This is a genomic window from Devosia sp. 1566 (assembly GCF_004005995.1).
Lineage (GTDB): Bacteria > Pseudomonadota > Alphaproteobacteria > Rhizobiales > Devosiaceae > Devosia.
In genome coordinates this window covers 3691090-3707398 of record NZ_CP034767.1, presented here as the reverse complement: position 1 = coordinate 3707398, position 16309 = coordinate 3691090, and the positions used below count along the sequence as shown (strand labels likewise).

17 protein-coding genes are annotated in these 16309 nt (G+C 63.9%); 10 read left to right on the top strand and 7 right to left on the bottom strand.

Going from position 1 to position 16309, the window contains the following annotated elements; translation table 11 throughout:
- The first annotated feature begins 56 nt into the window (after positions 1-56).
- Positions 57-665 (top strand): DedA family protein, encoded by a 609-nt coding sequence (locus tag ELX51_RS17650; RefSeq protein WP_127754725.1) that lies wholly within the window; start codon positions 57-59, stop codon positions 663-665.
- 42 nt (positions 666-707) lie between these two features.
- On the opposite strand, the gene ELX51_RS17645 is transcribed toward ELX51_RS17650, so the two are convergent.
- Complete coding sequence (locus ELX51_RS17645) at positions 708-1205, bottom strand: DUF3597 domain-containing protein (RefSeq protein WP_127754724.1); 498 nt, start codon at positions 1203-1205, stop codon at positions 708-710.
- Positions 1206-1358: 153 nt separating this feature from the next.
- On the opposite strand from ELX51_RS17645, the gene ELX51_RS17640 reads away from it, so the two are divergent.
- The 4 genes from ELX51_RS17640 (at position 1359) to ELX51_RS17625 (ending at position 5023) form a co-directional block, all read left to right on the top strand.
- Complete coding sequence (locus ELX51_RS17640; protein ID WP_127754723.1) at positions 1359-1649, top strand: YggT family protein; 291 nt, start codon at positions 1359-1361, stop codon at positions 1647-1649.
- Positions 1633-1986 carry a DUF167 family protein gene (locus tag ELX51_RS17635; RefSeq protein ID WP_348983134.1) on the top strand — a complete coding sequence of 118 codons (354 nt, stop codon included), beginning with the start codon at positions 1633-1635 and terminating at the stop codon, positions 1984-1986. Before ELX51_RS17640 ends, ELX51_RS17635 begins: the two co-directional genes overlap by 17 nt.
- 126 nt (positions 1987-2112) lie before the next feature.
- A complete protein-coding gene (locus ELX51_RS17630; protein ID WP_127754721.1) occupies positions 2113-4254 on the top strand; it encodes a sodium-translocating pyrophosphatase in 2142 nt (713 codons plus the stop codon).
- Between the two features lie 217 nt (positions 4255-4471).
- A complete protein-coding gene (locus ELX51_RS17625; protein ID WP_127754720.1) occupies positions 4472-5023 on the top strand; it encodes a dihydrofolate reductase family protein in 552 nt (183 codons plus the stop codon).
- On the opposite strand, the gene ELX51_RS17620 is transcribed toward ELX51_RS17625, so the two are convergent.
- Entirely contained in the window at positions 5020-5478 is a 459-nt protein-coding gene (locus tag ELX51_RS17620; RefSeq protein ID WP_127754719.1) for a MarR family transcriptional regulator, read from the bottom strand. The genes ELX51_RS17625 and ELX51_RS17620 overlap by 4 nt on opposite strands.
- A gap of 75 nt (positions 5479-5553) precedes the next feature.
- Here ELX51_RS17620 and ELX51_RS17615 point away from each other — a divergent pair, with 75 nt between their 5' ends.
- Complete coding sequence (locus ELX51_RS17615) at positions 5554-6087, top strand: cytochrome b (RefSeq protein WP_127754718.1); 534 nt, start codon at positions 5554-5556, stop codon at positions 6085-6087.
- Here ELX51_RS17615 and ELX51_RS17610 read toward each other — a convergent pair.
- The 4 genes from ELX51_RS17610 to ELX51_RS17595 form a co-directional block, all read right to left on the bottom strand.
- Entirely contained in the window at positions 6084-6683 is a 600-nt protein-coding gene (locus ELX51_RS17610; protein WP_127754717.1) for a chloramphenicol phosphotransferase, read from the bottom strand. The two genes, ELX51_RS17615 and ELX51_RS17610, sit on opposite strands and share 4 nt — an antisense overlap.
- On the bottom strand, positions 6680-8050 hold the full coding sequence (locus ELX51_RS17605) for a serine hydrolase (protein WP_164854908.1): 1371 nt from the start codon (positions 8048-8050) through the stop codon (positions 6680-6682). Before ELX51_RS17605 ends, ELX51_RS17610 begins: the two co-directional genes overlap by 4 nt.
- Before the next feature lie 65 nt (positions 8051-8115).
- Positions 8116-8649, bottom strand: a complete 534-nt coding sequence (gene ppa / locus ELX51_RS17600) for an inorganic diphosphatase (RefSeq protein ID WP_127754715.1) — start codon at positions 8647-8649, stop codon at positions 8116-8118.
- Positions 8650-8743: 94 nt separating this feature from the next.
- Positions 8744-9196, bottom strand: coding sequence for a universal stress protein (locus tag ELX51_RS17595; RefSeq protein WP_127754714.1), 453 nt, complete (start codon positions 9194-9196; stop codon positions 8744-8746).
- A gap of 126 nt (positions 9197-9322) precedes the next feature.
- On the opposite strand from ELX51_RS17595, the gene ELX51_RS17590 reads away from it, so the two are divergent.
- Positions 9323-9835 carry a hypothetical protein gene (locus ELX51_RS17590; RefSeq protein WP_127754713.1) on the top strand — a complete coding sequence of 171 codons (513 nt, stop codon included), beginning with the start codon at positions 9323-9325 and terminating at the stop codon, positions 9833-9835.
- 1 nt (position 9836) lies between these two features.
- Here the strand turns inward: ELX51_RS17590 and ELX51_RS17585 are convergent, their stop codons facing one another.
- Positions 9837-10277, bottom strand: a complete 441-nt coding sequence (locus ELX51_RS17585) for a TerB family tellurite resistance protein (protein WP_127754712.1) — start codon at positions 10275-10277, stop codon at positions 9837-9839.
- Between the two features lie 197 nt (positions 10278-10474).
- Here ELX51_RS17585 and ELX51_RS17580 point away from each other — a divergent pair, with 197 nt between their 5' ends.
- From ELX51_RS17580 to ELX51_RS17570, 3 genes are read left to right on the top strand one after another with little or no spacing between them, the layout of a single operon-like run.
- The gene (locus ELX51_RS17580) at positions 10475-11281 is read left to right on the top strand and encodes a hypothetical protein (RefSeq protein WP_127754711.1); all 807 of its coding nucleotides are present in this window, start codon (positions 10475-10477) and stop codon (positions 11279-11281) included.
- A complete protein-coding gene (locus tag ELX51_RS17575; protein ID WP_164854907.1) occupies positions 11166-12836 on the top strand; it encodes a DNA polymerase Y family protein in 1671 nt (556 codons plus the stop codon). The genes ELX51_RS17580 and ELX51_RS17575 overlap by 116 nt, the downstream gene beginning before the upstream one ends.
- Entirely contained in the window at positions 12833-16255 is a 3423-nt protein-coding gene (locus ELX51_RS17570) for an error-prone DNA polymerase (RefSeq protein WP_127754709.1), read from the top strand. Before ELX51_RS17575 ends, ELX51_RS17570 begins: the two co-directional genes overlap by 4 nt.
- Positions 16256-16309 lie beyond the last annotated feature (54 nt).

The window sequence follows — 16309 nt, the reverse complement described above, 5'->3', positions numbered from 1 at the left end:
TACCCTTTCTTGGCGTTTTGCGGTAATGGTGCGCCCCATCGGAGACGGAGTGGATCATGAGCGAGTGGATCATCGGCACCATTACCCAATGGAGCTATCTGGGGATCTTTCTCCTGATGGTGGCCGAGAACGTCTTTCCACCCATTCCCTCCGAGCTGATCATGCCCTTTGCCGGCTATGTGGCCGCCAGCGGCGAGCTTAATGGCTGGGGCGTGCTGCTCGCCGGCGTGCTGGGGTCGCTCGCGGGCACGTCGGTCTGGTATTTCGCGGCCCGCCTTTTGGGCCTGCATCGCTTCACCCTGCTTTGCAACCGCCTTGGGCGCATCGCCACGGTCAGCGAAGACGATATCGACAAGGCCGTGCACTGGTTCGACCGCCATGGCATCTGGGCGATACTGGTTGGGCGCTTGATCCCCGCCATCCGCACCCTCATTTCCGTGCCGGCCGGTCTTGCTGTCATGCCCTTTGGCCGCTTCATCACCGTTTCGGCGATCGGCACCGTGCTCTGGACGGGGCTCCTGACCGCCTCAGGCTATCTGCTCCACGAAGGCTATGAAGCCGTCGAGGCCTGGGTCGATCCGGTCTCCACCGGCGTCGTCGTCCTTGCGGTCGTGATCTATCTCTATCGCTTCGCCACCTGGAAGCCGATCAAGGATATCGGCTAGGGATGGGCGCCCAGGCAGCCGGCCGGACGCCGCTCGGCTGTTCTAGAGTAGTTCAGCGGGCACCTTGCCGCCATTGTCGGCGAGCTTCTGGATTACCGCCTTGTGCAGCCAGATGTTCATGGCCGCGCTGTCCTCGGTGCTGCCGGTGTAGTTGAGCTCCTGGGCCAGCTCCTTGCGGGCGGCGAGGCTGCTGTCGATACCTAGAGCTTTCATCAAATCGACAATGGATTTGCGCCAGTCCAGCGTTTGGCCGCTCTTGGCCACCGCGGCATCAAGGATCGCAGCCACGTCGACCTGCGCCCCGCTGCTGGCGCCAGTCGCCGCCGGGGCCGCTGCAGCATTGCCCTGGGCGGCTGGTGCTGTTGGCACCGGCGAGGGAACTGCGGCCGGCGACGCGGCAGCCCCGGCCGGCTGGCGGCTTGGAGCTGGTGCGGCCGGGGCAGCGCTTGGGGATGCCTGCGCGGCGGCCTGCGCGACGATTGTGGGCTGCGCCTCGTGCTTGCCGAAGATCTTGTCCTTGATGTCGCTGAAAAAACCCATTGCTTGGTTCCTGTTTGTTGTTGGAGCCACTCAACGTCTCGGGCGCAACCCTGTTCCGGGGATCGTCGCTGCCAGCCTTGCATGGGCACTCTTGCCGGAGCGACGCTGAAGCCCTAGATAGCGCCTAGTTATTTCGCGAAGGATCATCCGCTCATGGCCGCCGTCCTCGATGTCATCATGGTTGTCCTCCAGCTCTACTGGTGGGTCGTGCTGATCATGATCATCATGAGCTGGCTGATTTCCTTCAACGTCATCAACACCCGCAACGAGTTCGTCGCGGCGGTCTGGCGCATGGTCAATCAGCTGACCGAGCCGGTGCTGCGCCCGATCCGCAACATGCTGCCCAATTTCTCGGGCCTCGATATCAGCCCGATCGTGCTGTTCTTGATCATCTTCTTTATCCAGCAGGTGATCCTGCGCTACGGCTATCCCAACGTCGTTTGAGCCAACGCTCCCCTGGCGGATCGATGCCGCCGGGCTGACCCTGCTGGTGCGCGTGCTGCCCAATGCCGGGCGCACCGCCCTCGACGAGATCATGGTGCTGGGTGATGGGCGCGCGGCCCTCAAGCTGCGCGTTGCTGCCATCCCCGACAAGAACAAGGCCAATGACGCGGTAATTGCCGTCCTCGCCCAGGCGATGGGCATCTCGCGCTCGGCTCTGCGCATCACCTCGGGCGCCACCGCCCGCCTCAAGACCCTTCACATCGCCGGCGACGGCCCGGTTCTGGCCGCCCGGCTTGCCGCCGCTCTCCCAGCGAGCCGCGACAAAACATCGCATTAGCGATTGCCTTGCCGCCCGTTCCCCCGCATCATCGCCGCGGAGGGGGTTCGTGGAGGAGCCGGCTCCGCCGATTGGAGGATCGGCGCACCGGGAGCGGATCCCTCAAGGCATTGAGGGGACTTGTGCATGACTTTAGCTTTGTGGCTGATCGTCGTTTGTGGCGGTCTGAGTGTTGTTTATGGCGTGATCACCACGCGTACCCTGTTGGCCGCCGATCCCGGATCGGCGCGCATGCAGGAAATCTCGGCTGCCGTGCGTGAAGGCGCCTCGGCCTATCTCAAGCGTCAATACACCACCATCGCTATTGTCGGCGTGGTGATCTTCATCGCCGCCTGGCTGTTGCTGGGCACCTATGCCGCCATCGGCTTTTTGCTGGGCGCCGTGCTGTCCGGCGCTGCCGGCTTTATCGGCATGAATGTTTCGGTGCGCGCCAATGTGCGCGTCGCCCAGGCCGCCACCACTTCGCTCGCCCGCGGGCTCGATCTGGCCTTCAAATCGGGTGCCGTCACCGGCATGCTGGTCGCGGGGCTGGGGCTCCTCGGCATCACCGTCTACTTCCTGCTGCTGACCGGCATCGGCTATGCGCCCACCAGCCGCACCGTGATCGATGCCCTGGTGGCGCTGAGCTTTGGCGCTTCCCTGATCTCGATCTTTGCGCGCCTGGGCGGCGGCATCTTCACCAAGGGCGCCGATGTGGGCGGCGACATGGTGGGCAAGGTCGAGGCCGGCATCCCCGAGGATGATCCGCGCAACCCAGCCACCATCGCCGACAATGTGGGCGACAATGTCGGCGATTGCGCCGGCATGGCCGCCGATCTGTTTGAAACCTATGTGGTCACCATCGTCGCCACCATGGTGCTCGCCGCCATCATCCTGCCCGAAGCGCTCAAGCTTGCCGGCATGGTGCTGCCGCTCGCCATTGGCGGCGCCTGCGTTTTGACCTCGATCGCCGGCACGTTTGCGGTCAAGCTCGGGGCCAGCAACAACATCATGGGCGCCCTTTACAAGGGCATCATCGCCACCGGCGTGCTGTCCCTGATCGTGCTCGTGCCCGTGCTCTGGATGATCTTTGGCGACATGAACCTTCTGATCGAAGCCAGCGACAAGGTCTTTACCCCCTGGTCGCTGTTCTGGTGCGGGGTGACGGGCCTGGCCATCACCGGGCTCATCATCGTCATCACCGAATATTACACCGGCACCGGTCGGCGCCCGGTCAATTCCATCGCCGAAGCCTCCGTCACCGGCCACGGCACCAATGTGATCCAGGGCCTCGCGGTGTCGCTCGAATCCACCGCGCTGCCTGCGCTGGTGATCATTGCCGGCATCATCGTCACCTATTCGCTGGCGGGGCTCTTCGGCATTGCCGTCGCCGTCGCCACCATGCTGGCGCTGGCGGGCATTGTCGTCGCGCTCGACGCTTTCGGGCCTGTCACCGACAATGCCGGCGGTATCGCCGAAATGGCGGGCCTGCCCGCCGAAGTCAGGCACAACACCGACGCGCTCGACGCCGTTGGCAACACCACCAAGGCCGTCACCAAGGGCTATGCCATTGGCTCGGCGGGGCTAGGGGCGCTGGTGCTCTTTGCCGCCTATACGCAGGACCTGATCTACTTCTCGGCCCTGCCCGATGCCCCCGCGATCTTCCAGGGCATGGGCACGCTCACCTTCTCGCTCGCGGACCCCTATGTGGTGGTGGGCCTGCTCTTTGGTGGCCTGCTGCCGTTCCTCTTCGGTGGCATGTCGATGACGGCGGTGGGGCGCGCCGCCCAATCGGTCGTGGTGGAAGTGCGCCGCCAGTTCAAGGCCGATCCCGGCATCATGGCCGGCACTTCCAAGCCCGATTATGCCCGTGCCGTGGATATGCTGACCAAAGCCGCGATTCGCGAAATGATCGTGCCGTCGCTCCTGCCGGTGCTGTCGCCCATTGTGGTGTTCTTCCTGATCAACTGGATCGCCGGGCCCGCGGCCGGCTTTTCCGCCCTCGGTGCCATGCTGATGGGCGTGATCGTCACCGGGCTCTTTGTCGCTATTTCCATGACCGCCGGCGGCGGCGCCTGGGATAATGCCAAAAAGAGTTTTGAGGACGGCTTCACTGACTCCCACGGCGTGGTGCACCACAAGGGCAGCGACGCCCACAAGGCTTCCGTCACCGGCGACACCGTCGGCGATCCCTACAAGGATACGGCGGGCCCCGCCGTCAATCCGATGATCAAGATCACCAATATCGTCGCCCTGCTACTGCTCGCCGTCCTAGCGCACTGGGGCTAGTGAGGCATCCGCCTCGACCGAAACTGAAGAAGGCCCGGGTGTTTCCCGGGCCTTCTTGCCATCAGCCGGGAACCCGAAGCCCCCTTGCCCCCGGAAAACACCGACTGATCCTTTCGAGCTAAACGGAGGGACCCCCAACAAAATCGCCGCAGAATTGTCGAACTCGGGCCGTTCTGTGCGTCGCAAGAGCAAGTGTCATCCCGATCAGGACAACATCATGCGAAAACTCATAGCCGGCCTGTTTTACTCCGTGGATGGCGTCGCCGAAGCGCCTGACCAGTTCCAATTCGATAGCTTTGACGAGGAACTGAGCGCCCTGATGGACCAGACCATCAGCAGCATCGACACGGTGTTGATGGGCCGCGTCGGCTTTGAGCAATGGGCGAGCTATTGGCCCAATGCCAGCCAGGACCTCGATTTTGCCGAGTTCATCAATGGCGTGCCCAAATATGTCGCCTCCGAAACCCTGACCCCGCCGCTTGCCTGGAGCAATGCCGAGCTGATCGAGGGGGACCTCCTCGATTTCGTACGCCGGCTCAAGAACCAGCCCGGTGGCGATATCGCCGCCATGGGCGGGTTGTCGCTGGTGCGCCAGTTGCTGCTCGCGGGCCTCATGGACGAGCTGGTGCTGATCATGCACCCGGTGATTGCCGGCAAGGGGCGGCACCTGTTCGGCCCCGATGATCCGACCACCCGCCTCGAGCTCAAGAATATGGAGCGCACCAGCAAGGGCAATGCCATCCTGACCTATAGCCGGCGCGCCGATTAGGCGGTCGATGGGGCAAGGGCTGGATCCTGCTGTTCCAGTGCCGCGATGATCTTGCCGATTGCGGCAAAGAACGCCGCCTGTTCGGCGCTGGAAAGGCTCGCCAGGGCCAGAGCATTGATCGTGTGCACCACCCGCTCCACCTCGGGCAGCAGGGCCAGCCCGGAAGGGGTCAGCACGACGAGCGCGCTGCGTCGGTCCCCCGGGTCGGGCCGGCGGCTGATGAAGCCGTCGCGCTCCATGCGGTTGAGCGTTGCGGCCATTGTTGGTTGCTCCACGGCCGCGCGGCGCGCCAGTTCCTTTTGCGTCAGCGTTCCCCCGTCGCCCAGGGCGAACATCACCGGCATATAGGCGGGCGCAATGCCGGTGGGCTGCAACTGCCGGTCCAGTTCGCGCGCAAACAGCCGCGCGGCCCAGTTGGCGAGGTACCCCGCCGAAGTTTCACGGCTCAGTGCCATTTACATAGCTTGCTATTTTTTTTCATAGTATGATATGTATAGGCGGTCCCTCCAGCCGGCACAAGGATCACTCCCATGTCGCTCAAGAGTACGCCGCGTCGTTATGGCACTATCGCCATCCTCATCCATTGGATCACCGCGGCGGCCATCGCCGTCATGCTGGGTACCGGCCTGTCTGCCAGCAATGCCAGTGATCCGGCGACCGAAGCGGGCTTGCTGCGCTTTCATGCCATTGTCGGGGTTTGCATCGCCGTGCTGACCGTGTTCCGCATTGTCTGGTGGGTGTTCTTCGATCGCCGGCCCGAGGACGGCGCCAGCCCCTCGCGGCTCGAGCACCTGGCGGCGCGCAGCGTGCACTATGGGCTTTACCTGGTGATCCTTGTCATGGTCGCGAGCGGCATGGGCACCCTGATCACAACCGGCGGTAATCTGGTGCTGTTTGGCGGCGGCGGTGCCTTGCCCGATTTTGCCCTGGCACCACCCTTTACCGTGCATGCCATTGTGGCACGGCTGCTGCTGATCCTGGCGCTTGGGCACATCGCCGCCGCGCTTTACCACCAGTTCATCCGCCGCGACAATTTGCTGGCCCGCATGGGGCTGGGGCGCTAGAGCCGGGCGAGCTGGGGCAGGGCCGTTTTGGGCCGGGTCAGCGCCTCCGCGATCACGGCCACGCAGTCCTGTGGGCTCATGCTGCCCGTGTCCACTTCCCCATCATAGATGCCGGGCTGGTGCACCGCCTCCTGCCAGCGCAGCACCGGTGCGGGAACACCTGGTCCCGCGGCATAGAACCCGTTTTGCGGATCGGCATTGCGGCGCGCCATGATCGTCTCGATCGGGCAGCGCACGCCTATAAGCAGTGCATCGAGCCCCGCTAGCTGCCGCGCCGAGCGCGGCAGGATCCCGAGGGGTGCCGAATAGCCGTCGTGGTGCCCGACATCCGCAACCACATCAAAGCCTTCGCGGGCATGCGCGGCGATCGAGGCGTAAAGCGCGTGATAAAGCCGGACCACCACCGGCTCGAGATCGGGCCGCTCACCGCCCGGCCGCAACCCAATTCCCGGGCGCAGCACTTCGGGCAGGGTGGCGTTCTGGCCATCCACCCCTAGATTGATCCACTGCCCGGGCAGGCTGTCCTGCATGGCCCGGGCGATGCTCGATTTACCCGAGCGCGGCGCGCCATTGAGGATGACGACCCGGCCGCTCATTGCCGCTTGCCGGGAATATCCTGGCCATTCTGGTGCAGCACGAGCCCGGTGACCTGCCCCTCGGCATTGAGCTCGAAGCTGATCTGGGCGTCGACCACGGTGTAAAAGAACTCGGTTTCGCTTTGCGGCAGCACTTCCAGCCGCTCTTGCCCGCTCGCCTGCACGAACAGCCGCCCCCCTTCGCTCGTGACCACCAGGTCGAATTCGGGCCCCAGCCGATAAGTGCCGGCATAGCGCGGCAGCAGCCCTGGATCGATGCTGACCGGCTCTCGCCGCTCTGGTTGTGGCGCCAGCGGCAGGCTGGCCTCGAGCAGGTGAAAGCCCAAATCCTCGATCCCGGTTTGCGTCACCGCATTGGCCAGCACCACCGCGCCCGCTTTGCTTTCGGGCGCATAGCCGATGAAGCTGTTGAAGCCCCCCGTGATGCCATTGTGCCAGATCAGTGGGCCGGTTGGGCCATTAAGCACCATCCAGCCCAGCCCAATGCGCATATTGGGCGAACCAGCCGGTCGTTGCTCGGCCAGCATCAGCGCGAAGGCTGGAGCGAGATCGGTCACCACAGCGCCGCTGGCGGCTTGGACGAAGCGAGTGAGATCGGCGGCGGTGGAGCAATAACCACCCGCCGGGGCAAACACGTCAAAGCCCCAATGGGGTACCGCATTGCCGGCCCGGTCATGCCCGGTGGCAAACCGCCCGGGATCGACGGGCACAAGGCCAGTCTCGGTCATGCCCAAGGGCTCAAGAATGCGCTCGTGCACAAGATCGGCGTAGGGTTTCCCCCCGGTATGCTCGAGCGCCAGTCCGAGGAGCGCCGCCCCAGTATTGGAATATTCAAATTGGCTGCCCGGTTCCCGGAGCAGCGTGTAGCCCGTCAGAAACGCCAGCAGCTGTTCGGCGCTGTAGCCGCGATATGGATCGGCGGGATCTGCCACGCCCAGATCGGGGGGAATGGCGGGCAGGCCCGCACTGTGCGTCGCAAGATCAAACAGGGTAATCTCGCGGCCGGCAAGGCTGGGTACCGCCGTGCCGGCCGGCAGGTAGTTGGCAACGGGTGCAGGAAGGCTCACCGCGCCATCGAGCACAAGTTGCGCCAGCAGCAGATTGGTGAAGAGCTTGCTGATCGAGCCGATCTCGAAGATCGTCGTTTCGCTTACCGGCGCGCCGCCCTCGGCAACAACGCCCTGGGCGGCAAATTGGACCTCGCCATTGTGCAGCCGGGCCGTCGCAATACCCTTGCCTTGCCCGGCGCGATCGAGCCGGTCAGCTAAAGCCGCAGCGATGTCGGGCGAGGAGGATGATGCTGTCTCGGCCAGCGCCGGGGTGGCGCAAAGGCCCAGGGTAAGCAGCGTTGCAGTTCGACGGTTCATCAGGGGCCCTCGCAGGTGCATTGCTCGAAAGCTGCACCCGCGTTGCGGCCAAGATGGGGCAGGGCCTATTGGGCGCCCTTGGCCATCTCGATGGAATCGAGAATCACCTTGCGCGCATCGGCCAGATTGCCGATCCGGTCGATCTTGGCCCATTTGCCGGGCTCGAGATCCTTGTAGTGGGTGAAGAAGTGCTTCACCCGCTCAAGCTGGATTTCCGGGAAATCCTCGATATCGAGGATGTTGTCATACATGCGCGTTAGCTTGGATACGGGCACCGCGATGATCTTTTCATCCTGCCCGCCATCGTCTTCCATGAACAACACGCCGACCGGGCGCGAGCGCACCACGGCGCCGGGCACCAGCGGGCGCGAATTCATCACGATCACATCGAGCGGGTCGCCATCGCCACACAGCGTATGGGGCACAAAGCCGTAATTGCCGGGATAGCGCATTGGGGTGTAGAGGAACCGATCCACGAACAACGCGCCCGAGGCCTTGTCGATTTCGTACTTGATCGGCTCGCCGCCCAAAGGCACTTCGATGATCACATTGAGGTCTTCGGGCGGGTTCTTGCCGATTGGAATGGCGTCGATGTTCATTGGGCGTTCAGCCTTGGTTCATCTGGGTGGCGAAAAGGTGGCGGCCTTGTTGCCCAGAACCGCCAGCAAAAGCAAGCCTCTTGCCTGTAGTGGCTTATTTCACCACCAAAACCGGCACTTTGGCGCGGGCCAGCACCTCGGCCGCCTGGCTGCCCAGCAATAATCGCCCCAGTCCCCGCCGCCCATGCGAGCCCATCACGATCAGATCACTTCCCTGCTGCTCGGCCGTTTCGATGATGCCGTCAGCCGCCAGATGGTCGGGCAGGTGCAGCGTTTCCGCAGCCATTCCAAGGGCTTGCGCCTGCTCCTGGGCCGCCGCCAGCACCTTGCCGGCACGTTCGCGATAGCCATCCTCGAGCTGGGTGATCAGCGGCCCCGCATCGATCTGGCCAAATCCACCCGTGCCCCCGACCATGGTGGTCACCGGATCCGTCACGGTCAAAACGGTCACCTTTCCGCCACTGCCCTTGCCTAGGTTGAGCGCCGCAGCGAGGGCCTTGTCGCCCAGTTCGGAGCCGTCGGTGGCGATGAGGATGTTGTTGAACATCGGCGTTTCTCCCTGTGATGGAATGGCTTGCAACGGTTTTGTAGCAGAAACACAAAGGTGGCGAATTTGATCTCGATCAGAATGGCAGGGCTATTTTGCCTCGGTGCGGCATGGGGGGCCAGTGCCTTGGCGACCCCCGCCCTGGCCCAATCGGGTTTCAACAGCGCCTATACCGATCTGGATCTGAACGAGTGCCTCGTGCTTGACGCCGACGATTTCGGCGCCAGCTGGGCCTGCCCCGGCTATAAAGGCTTTCCGCTCAAGGTCATGGAAGGGGACCTGCGCTTTTCCCTGGCCTATGGCTTTGGCGACAACAACGAGAACGGCGCCCAAACCCTGCCGCCCTTCAACCGCCTCGGCCCCAAGCTGGAATGGCGGCTGTCCAACGCCTCAGGCCGCTGGCTGCCTATCGCGACCATCGTGCGCTACCACACTGCCGATGCCGAAACGGGCGAAGACAGCAACGAGATCCTGGTGGTTAGCCAGATTGCCGAAGGCAATTCCTGTCACATCGCCTATGTGGACGCCTTGGCTAATCCCGATGCCAACGAGTTGGCGCGTGCCGCCGCCGACCAGGCTGGCGAGTTCGATTGTGCGCTTGATGAAGCCAAAACCATCGGCACCTTCAAGGCCTGGTAGCTCAAGAGGATCGAGATTTGCCGATCTGGTTGCGCAGCACGGTGCGTTCGCGCGAAGGTACGCCGATCAACTCGGCAATGCGCCAGACCATGTTGTCCTCAAGTTCGTGATTCTTGCCATCGGCAAACACCACTTCCCACATCATGCGGATGATGGCGATGCGATCCTCGAGCTCCAGCGCGGTCAGGGCCGAGGTAAAGCGGTAGAAATCCACCGCCTCGGCATCGCGCATGGCGCCTTGCCGCACCAGTTTATCCACAGCCGCTTCATCGAGTTGGTAGTGGCTCATCAGCGCAGTCTTGATGGCCTGCTGCTCTTCGGGCTTCATCTGCCCGTCCACCGATGCCAGATGCACCAGGAGGGCTGCTGCCGCCAGTTGCGGATCATGCTCGTCCATTGCCGTTTCCGGTTTTGCAAACAAGCGAGTAAGGGCGTCGAACATGCAAAACCTCTGCCGGCATCTGGCCTTTCGGCGTAAGAGGAAAGCGCTAAGGCGCGGTTAGCGTTCCATCCTTCATTGCGAGGGCGGTGGATGGCAAAGGTTAACCTTTTCCCCAACCCCGCAAAAAGACTCGGCTTGACTCCGGAACCCGGTCCGTAGTGTTCTTGTTTTGTTCTGAACCAAGAACCGAAAGCCCCATGAGCGACCTTGACCGCCAAACGCGCCTTGCGGCGCTGCGCACCCGTATTGCCGATCTCGAACGCCGCCCGGCCCTGGCCGAAACGGCGGCACCGGGAGCGATGGCGGGCGGCTTTCCCCTGGCTGGCCCGGGGGTGGTGCATGAAGTGTTCGCCGATGAACGGCGCAATGGCGGCGCTGTGCTGGGGTTTGCGCTGGGGCAGGCGCGGGGATTGCTGGGGGGTACCCGCCAAGCAGTGGTTTATCTGCAGATGACGGCCGATGCTCAGGAAATGGGCCTGCCCTATGGCAGCGGGCTGCAGTTTTTTGGCTTTGATGCGGCTGACCTGGTGCTGATCCGGCCTGCCAATATCGCCGAATTGCTGTGGGCGGCTGAAGAAGCGCTGGGCTGCGGGGCGGTAGCGGCCGTGGTCGCCGACGTCGCGGGCCAGCCCAAGATTCTCGATTTCACCGCCAGCCGGCGCCTCAGCATGCGCGCCCAAAGCGGCGGGGCATCGGTGTTTCTGCTGCGCTATGGGCGCTGGCGCGAATCGAGCGCCGCGCAGTTGCGCTGGCACCTGGCGCCCCTGCTGAGCTCACCCACCCCGTTCGACGCCCGTGCGCCGGGGGCGAGCCGCTGGAGCGCCCGACTTGAAAAGGGCGCGCTTGGACAAAGCCATGGCGGCGAATGGATCCTGGAGTGGACAGAAAATGGCTTTCGAGCAGAGCAAGCAGCCCGCCCCGGTGTGGATGGAACAACGGGGAGCACGCCGCTTCCTGGCACTTTACCTGACCGATTGGGCGACCGACTATCTCAAGCGGGCTGATCGGCGGCTGCAGTCACCCCTGGCGCTGTTTGAGCGCATCAAGGGGGGCATGCGGCTGGCAGCGGTGGATCGGGAAGCGGCGGCGGCCGGGCTCAGCCCGGGCCAGAACCTGGCCGATGCGCGCGCGCTGGTGCCCAATCTGCACACGCTGCCTATCGGCCGGCCGCTCCTGGAAGCCGCCTTTGCCGATTTTGCTGATTGGCATTCCAATGCCAGCCCGCTGGTCGCGGTGCTGCCCGACATGAGCCCCTTTGGCGATCTGGTGCTCGATATCACCGGAGTATCGCATCTGTTTGGCGGCGAGGAAGCGATGCTTGCGACCCTGCTCAAGCGGCTGGCGGTTCTGGGCTATCGGGTCCAGGGCGCGGTGGCCTCCACCGTGGGCGCAGCCTGGGCTGTTGCCCATTTTGCCGCCAACCAGGTGGTGGCTGCGGCCGATACCGAGCGGGTCCTGGCGCATCTGCCGGTCGCCGCGCTTCGCCTCAGCCCGATCCAGATTGCCGGGCTCAATGCCATGGGGCTCAAGCAGGTAGGGCAGGTGCGCGGGCGCGAGCGCAAGGCCCTGCAGGCCCGGTTCGGCTTGTCGCTGCTGACCCGGCTCGACCAAGCCTATGGCGCACTCGAAGAACGTCCCGTGCCCCGCCTGCCCCTGGCTGAACGCTATGCCGAGCGCCGCTTTGCCGACCCGATCGGCTTGATGGACGATGTGCTGATGTGTGCCCATGACCTGGCGGTGCAGATTGGGCTGCGGCTCGAAAGCGAAGGGCTGGGTGCGCAAAGCTTTCATCTGTTCCTCTATCGGGTGGACCACAAGGTGATGTGCCTGTCGGTCAATGCGGCCCGGGCCACGCGAGACCCTGCCCATATTGCGCGTCTTTTCGCCCATCGCTCCGAGCGGCTGGGCGGAGATTACGATGCGGGGTTTGGCATTGATGCGATCCGGCTTGCTGCCAGCTCGGTGTCCCCGCTCGATGCCGTGCAGGTGGGCGCCTTTGCCGCTGCCGACGGGGCACAGGATCTGGACCGGCTTTATGACCGCATGGCTAGCCGCCTGGGGGCGCTGGCGGTGCTGCGCACCAAATTCAGCAATACCCATATTCCCGAGCGGGCCGTGCGGCTTGAGCCGGTGATCGCCCGCACCCCCGACGATCCCGAAGCGCTGCCCGATCCCGGCCGGGCGCGGCCGCTGCGGCTCCTGCCGGTGCCCGAGCCCATCACCATCACCGCCGCCCAGGTGCCCGATGGTCCTCCCGCCGGCATGATCTGGCGGCGGGTGGGGTACCAGTTCATCAAGACCTCGGGGCCCGAGCGCCTAGCGGCCGAATGGTGGCGCAGCGGCCAGCGCCTGCAATTGGTGCCACCGCAGGGACAGGGGAGCAAGCCGGGGCAGGCTCAGCCCTATCTACCCCAATTGGTGCGCTTTGATCCCGAAGCGCAAACGCGCGATTATTTTATTGCCGAGGATGATGGCGGGCGGCGGTTCTGGCTTTATCGGCAGGGCTTTTACGGCAGCACCGCCGGACCGTCCTGGTATCTGCACGGGTTCTTTTCATGAACCGGGTGCTGTCATTCCCTCCGTCCGGAGGTGGGCGGGAGCAGCCGCCGGCGCCGCAATTTGCGGAACTGGTGAGCACCAGCAATTTCTCGTTTCTGCGCAGCGGCTCGCACCCTGAAGAGTTGGTATCAGCCGCCATCCACTATGGCATGACCGGGCTCGGGCTATGCGATCGCAACAGCTTTGCCGGCGTGGTGCGCGGCTACATGGTGGCGCGAGACATGGGGCCGCAGGCGCCCGGCTTTCGTTATCTCGTGGGCGTACGGCTGGTGTTCAGCGACGGCACACCCGACATCATCGCCTATCCCAGTGACCGGCAGGCCTATGGCCGCCTGTGCCAGCTGCTGACGCTGGGCAATGGGCGAGGGGAAAAGGGCGCTCCGGTGCTGTATCTCGCCGATCTTCTGGAAAGGGACGAAGCGGGGGAAAAAGCGGCGGCGGGGCAGCTCCTCATCCTCATGCCCGATGAAAGCGATTGGGATTTGACCGAGCGCACGCTGCAAACCCTGGCCGGGCAGGCCAAGGGGCGGGTGTGGGTTGCTGCCGCCCCCCGCTACGCCGGCTCCGATCGGGCCCGGTTCAACCGCATTGCCGAGATGGGGCACCGGCATGGCGTGCCCATGCTCGCCACCAATGACGTTTTATACCACGAGCCCAACCGGCGGATGGTGCAGGATGTGGTCAGCTGCATCCGTCAGCACCTGACCCTTGAAACCGCCGGCAGGCGGCTCGAAGCTAATGCCGAACGCCATCTCAAGCCCGGCCGGGAAATGGCAAGGCTCTTTGCCGAACATCCCGATGCCCTCCGGCAAACCCAGCTGCTGATGGACCGGATTGGCTTTTCGCTCGACCAGCTCAAATACAACTATCCCGAGGAAACGGTCGGCAATGGGGAAACCGCCCAGCAGACCCTTGAGCGCTTGACCTGGGCCGGCGCAGCCAGGCGCTTTCCCGATGGGGTGCCCGACGAGGTCAAGCGCATGATCTGGAGCGAATTGTGCCTGATCGCCTATAAGCGCTACGCGGCCTATTTCCTGACGGTCCATGACATCGTGATGTTTGCCCGCTACGAGCGCAAGATCCTGTGCCAGGGGCGCGGTTCGGCGGCCAATTCCACCGTCTGCTTTTGCCTTGAGATCACCGAGGTCAATCCGGTCACCGGCAATCTGGTGTTCGGGCGCTTCATTTCCACCGAACGCGACGAGCCGCCCGATATCGACGTCGATTTCGAGCATGAGCGGCGCGAAGAGGTGATGCAATATGTTTACCAGAAATATGGGGGCAAGCGCACGGGCCTCACCGCCAATGTGATTTCCTATCGCTCCAAGAGCGCCATGCGCGAAGCGGCCAAGGTGTTCGGGGTGGCCGAGGATACGGTGGCTGCGCTCAACCAGATGCAATGGGGCTGGGGTGCCCCTTTCGATCTGCGCGAAGTCGAGCGGATCGGCATGCATCCCGATGATCCCGTGCTCGCCCAATTGTTCGAGGTGACCAAGGTTCTGCATGGCTTTCCACGCCATCTGAGCCAGCATGTGGGTGGGTTCGTCATCACCCGGGACTCACTGGAAAGTCTGGTGCCGATCAGCAAATCGGCCATGGAAAGCCGCACCATCATCGAGTGGAACAAGGACGATATCGACGCGCTGGGCATTCTCAAGGTCGATATTCTGGCACTCGGCATGTTGTCTTGCCTGCGGCGCGGTTTTGAGCTGATGCACCGCCACTACAATCAGGAGATCCGGCTGGTAGATCTTTTGGCTGAAGAAACCGATCCCGACCAATCCAAGAAGGCGCGAGTTTATGCCATGACCCACCGCGCCGATACGATCGGGGTGTTCCAGATCGAAAGCCGGGCGCAGATGTCCATGCTGCCGCGGATGCGGCCGCAAAGATTTTATGACCTTGTGATCGAGGTGGCCATTGTGCGGCCAGGGCCAATCCAGGGCGGCATGGTGCATCCCTATCTGCGGCGCCGGCTAGGCAATGAGGAGGTCACCTATCCCAAGCCCGAGCTCAAGGCCGTGCTGGGGCGCACCCTCGGTATTCCCTTGTTTCAGGAGCAGGCCATGCAGATCGCCGTGGTCGGGGCGGGCTTTTCGGCTGGGAAGGCCGACCAGTTGCGCCGGGCCATGGCCGCGTGGCGACGCACCGGCCAGATCGCGCAATTCGGCGAGGAGTTCATCGCCGGGATGCTCGCCAATGGCTATGAGCTGGAGTTCGCCAAAAGCTGCTTTGCGCAAATCCAGGGTTTTGCCGAATATGGCTTTCCCGAAAGCCATGCGGCTTCGTTCGCGCTGCTGGTTTATGCCTCCTGCTGGCTCAAATGCCATTATCCCGATGTGTTTGCCTGCGCGCTGCTCAACAGCCAGCCCATGGGCTTCTATGCTCCCTCCCAGATTATCCGCGATGCGGTCGAGCATGGGGTGGAAGTGCGGCCCGTCGATATCAACCGCTCCCACCTCGAGCATGTGCTGGAAGGCAATAGCCGCCCGGCGGCCGAGCATTTGTGGGTGCAGCATGCCGAAATGGTGGGCGACATCCGCTCTACCCATGCCATCCGGCTGGGGCTGTCGGCGATCAAGGGCCTTAAGGAGGACCACGCCAACCGTCTCGTCGCCCGCCGCGGGCGGGGCTATGATTCCGTGCGCGATCTGTGGCTGCGCACCGGGCTGCCGGTAGCGAGCCTGGAGATCCTGGCGCAGGCGGATGCCTTTGGCTCACTGGGGCTATCGCGTCGCGATGCGGCCTGGGCGGTAAAAGGGCTGACGGCCACTGCCGGCGCCGAAACGCTGCCCTTGTTTGCCGCCACCCCAGGGGCGCAATCGCTCGGCGAAGGAGAAGCCGATGCGGGCCTGCCGCCGATGCCGCCCGGCGAAGAGGTGATCCATGATTATCGCCACCTCAGCTTCTCGCTAAAAGGCCACCCGGTGCATTTTGCCCGGCCGCAGCTAGAAAGGCGCGGCGTGGTCAAGGCCAGCGCCTTGCTGGGGCTTTCCCCCGGCCGGCAAGTGGAGGTGGCGGGTCTGGTGCTGGTGCGCCAGCGGCCGGGCACTGCGCAGGGAGTGATCTTTGCTACCCTCGAGGATGAAACCGGCGTGGCCAATATAATCGTGTGGCCAAAAGTGTTTGAAGCCAATCGGCGCGTGGTGCTGGGTGCGCGCATGCTGGCGGTCAAGGGCGAGCTGCAGCGGGAGGGTCTCGTGATCCATATTGTTGCCCGACAGCTGACGGACCTGACACCAACCCTCTTGGACATTGCCGATGGTCATCCCTTGGGCGATGCCGTGTTGGCGCGTGCGGACGAAGGGCGCACCGGCACCCCGGGCAGCCGGGGACCGGAACGAGACCAGTTGCGCCACGAAGATACAGCCCGCCGCCACGCCCATGCGGCCCTGCCCAGCGGACGCAATTTTCACTAGGCGGGTCGTTCCTGAAAAAGCTCGCAAGCGGCTTTCCGGTATCGCTCTCGGTAA